The organism is Maribacter sp. (genome assembly GCF_049667165.1).
GTDB lineage: Bacteria > Bacteroidota > Bacteroidia > Flavobacteriales > Flavobacteriaceae > Maribacter_A.
On sequence record NZ_JBATHS010000263.1, the window covers coordinates 1 to 3,713 of the forward strand.

The following is a 3,713-nucleotide window of genomic DNA, read 5'->3' on the forward strand; positions in this document are numbered from 1 at the left end:
AAAGCGGATAATGAAGAAGTCAAAAGTCTTTTGATCATGGTCGATAGTGAGGGTGACTTGGGCAACCCGAAGGATTCACAACGTAAAACCGCCGTCGAAAACCATTACAAGTGGATTCATGCGGCAAAGCTGTTGGGCTGCCATTCGATACGCGTAAATGCCTTCGGCAAGGCGGATATGGATACGCTATCGAAGACCTTGACCGATGGCTTGGGCGAACTCGCTGCCTATGGCCAAAAAGTGGGTGTCAGTATTATCATTGAAAACCATGGTTTGCATACCTCCAATGCGGAATTTATGGTGGATATAATCAAAAAGGTCGATAATCCATATTTGGGGACCTTACCCGATTTTGGAAACTGGTGTTTAAATGCTGCTTGGGGAAGCACCCAGAACAATAAATGCACCGAAGTATATGATCCCCATAAAGGCCTAGCAGCATTTTTACCCTACGCCAAAGGGGTCAGTGCCAAAGCCTATGATTTTGATGCTGAAGGCAACGAAACCATAATTGATTATAACCAACTCTTGAAAACGGTCAAAGATGCTGATTTTCAAGGATATATAGGTGTTGAATATGAAGGGGAACGTTTAAGTGAATCTGAAGGTATCAAGGCAACCAAAAAACTGATTGAAAGCGTTTGGGCAGCATTGGATTAGCAAAAGGTATCATTCAACCTTATTTTCGTGGCTTTTTGATTTCTTTGGGAGGAAAAAGCGTAAAAATGAAAAAAACCCTTCGGCACATGAACTAAATAGCTTGGAGCTTTTGCTTGCATTCCCATCTTAAAATTGACTAATTTTATTCGTCAATAGCTACAAACCAAAAAACCAACCACATGACTCAAATTTCTATAAGTTCTAAAAAACCTCGATTATCATTTTGGCAAATTTGGAATATGAGTTTCGGGTTTTTGGGCATTCAATTTGGCTTTGCATTGCAAAATGCGAACGTGAGTAGAATTTTCGAAACCCTGGGGGCTTCCAAGGACGAGCTTCCTATCCTTTGGCTTGCAGCTCCTGTTACAGGGCTGCTGGTACAACCCATCATCGGGTATTATAGTGACCGTACCTGGCATAAAAAATGGGGTCGTAGAAGACCATTTTTTGCAGTTGGGGCAATCCTGGCTACGATTGCCTTATTCGCCATGCCTAATTCAACGGCACTGTGGATGGCGGTCATTATGCTTTGGTTGATGGATGCATCGATTAATATTAGTATGGAGCCCTTTCGTGCATTTGTCGGTGATATGTTGCCCAATGAACAACGTACGAGTGGATTCGCAATGCAGAGTTTCTTTATAGGGATTGGTGCAATAATCGCTTCGGCCCTCCCCTACATTTTTACAAACTTGTTCGGAATAAGTAATATTGCGGCTGATGGTGGAATTCCGGATTCAGTGAAATGGTCCTTTTATTTAGGGGGAATCGCTTATTTCTGTGCCGTCATGTGGACGGTCTTCAACTCAAAGGAATATCCCCCGGATGATTTGGAAAAACTTAAATTGGAAAATGCACAAACAGGTGTTTTTACTGGTTTGGTGGAGTCATTCGCAGGTATTTTCAAAATGCCCAAGACCATGGTGCAATTGGCCTTTGTGCAATTCTTTTCATGGTTTGCACTATTCGCCATGTGGATCTACACCACATCGGCTGTAACAAGCCATGTCTACGGCACTTCTGATACAACTTCTGCCCTTTACAACGAAGGCGCGGATTGGGTCGGTATCTGTTTTGCCATCTATAATGGTATTGCAGCTGTTGTAGCCTTTCTACTGCCGGTCATTGCCAAAAGAACAAGCAGACGAATCACCCATTTACTGGCCCTGTTCATGGGAGGCATTGGTCTAATTTCAATTTACTTTATTACAGACCCCAATATGCTTTTGGTATCCATGATAGGGGTCGGTATTGCATGGGCGAGCATTCTCTCTATGCCCTATGCCATGCTTTCCAGTATTTTACCTGCCAACAAAATGGGCTATTATATGGGTGTGTTTAATTTCTTTATCGTCATCCCTCAGATCGTGGCCGCCGGAATTTTGGGTTTTATGTTGAAGTCATTTTTTCAAAACGACGCTATTTATGCCATGATAATCGGGGGGGTGTCCATGTTCCTAGCCGGACTATTATGTCTTATTGTTCAGGATAATGAAGCTCATGTTGAAACGGTTGATTAGTTGCTATAAATTAAAGATTATCCAATTGGTTACTGGTTTTATCGGTGCTTATTGTCCAAAAGAAACCAACAAAGAAAAACGTATCAGCATTTGGGCGAATTGTTCTTCTGTCGAATACGCCATTGGCATTCGGAGCATCCGCATATTGATATCCGTTTACATTGTCAAAGCCCAATACATTGCTCACAGAGCAGTACAAGATTTTTTGAGGGGAAATCAGGTAGGCCCAATTGACGCTTAGGTTGTTGTAAGCCTTTGTCTTTTCAGCTAGGAAGCTTTCGGTATTCGGATTGTCATATGGCCTTCCAGAGGCGTGGGTATAGGAAAAACCGACCTGCGAACGCCAATCGTTCACCCAATATTTGGTAACTAGCGAAAAATTATTTTTAGGCGCGAAATTTGGCGTCGCCTTTTCAGCGAAGTTCAAATAATCCCGTTGGGTATTTAGATAGGAATAGGAAACCCAATAATCCAGGTTCTTGATGTTTTTGTTATCCCTCCAAAAAACATCCAACCCAGCCGCATAGCCGCTACCCAAATTATTGTAATTGGAGTCGAATTGGGGCCTGTTGGTATCAAATTTCACTAAATTCCCATAATCCTTGTAATAGGCCTCCGCCCTAAAGGTCCTTCCATCCCCCAAGTACTGATAATTAAGTATATAATGGGACGTTTTTTCAGCACCGAGTTCTTTGCTGAACTTGGCATATGCATAAGAAGTATCTTGATAGAAATCGCCATAAGCCAGGGAAAATTGCCCATTTTCACCACTCTTGTAGGCCAAGGATACGCGAGGGGCCAAATTGAATGCTTGGGTAGCCTTTGAATGCTCTCCCCTTGCCCCCAATTTCATTGCAAAACGGTTGCTGAAAAATATATCCGTCTCACCAAATACCGCGATCAGATCATTATTAAAATCGCTTTTGTAATCGTTACCATCCGTTGCCGTATAATTTTCGTCATAAGCCAGTTTAAAATACTCCGAACCAAAGTTCAATTGAAATCGACTACTGAAATTTTTCTTCAGCCTTACTTTGAAATGTGCCCCGATCTCTTTGCTCTTAATGGCATCCGTAAGGATATCCATATTGTTTTTGTCCATGGAGATACTCGCCCCAGTTGCCAAAGTCCACGCATTGCTCAAAAAGTGCTTGTAGGCTGAATTTACATATAGATTGTTGTTTTTCAATCGAAACCGAATCAACCCGCTATAATTGATATCCTCTTGATCGATATCCAAAGTACTGTGATTAAAACCGGTATACAACTTAAAGATGTTGTTTTCGCCCTTACTTCTAAAAACCGCTTCTCCGGCCAAGGATTCATAGGGCTTTCGCCATCGCACATCCTGGTTTGATGGCACCAAGGCCTGATATGGAGCCAAGTTGGCATAGGATGTGTTTATACTTAAGGATTCATTCCCCCAAATTTCGGTATGTCCGATACCTCCACCAACGGACATAAGTGAAATATCGGTTTTTTCCTGTTCGGCTACATCGGTGGTATTCAGTAGTAAGACACTTGATAGGGCCT

Annotated in this window: 3 protein-coding genes; 2 read left to right on the forward strand and 1 reads right to left on the reverse strand. The window is 42.3% G+C overall.

What is annotated here, in order from left to right:
* The coding region (locus WBM98_RS12765) for a sugar phosphate isomerase/epimerase family protein (RefSeq protein ID WP_424366405.1) at nucleotides 1-660 on the forward strand (660 nt) is incomplete at its 5' end.
* A 239-nt stretch (nucleotides 661-899) separates the two neighbouring features.
* Nucleotides 900-2,180: an MFS transporter gene (locus WBM98_RS12770; protein WP_424366406.1), complete on the forward strand. Its 1,281-nt coding sequence runs from the start codon at nucleotides 900-902 to the stop codon at nucleotides 2,178-2,180.
* A gap of 10 nt (nucleotides 2,181-2,190) precedes the next feature.
* Here WBM98_RS12770 and WBM98_RS12775 read toward each other — a convergent pair.
* Nucleotides 2,191-3,713 (reverse strand): TonB-dependent receptor plug domain-containing protein (locus tag WBM98_RS12775; protein ID WP_424366407.1); only part of this gene is annotated, 1,523 nt, incomplete at its 5' end.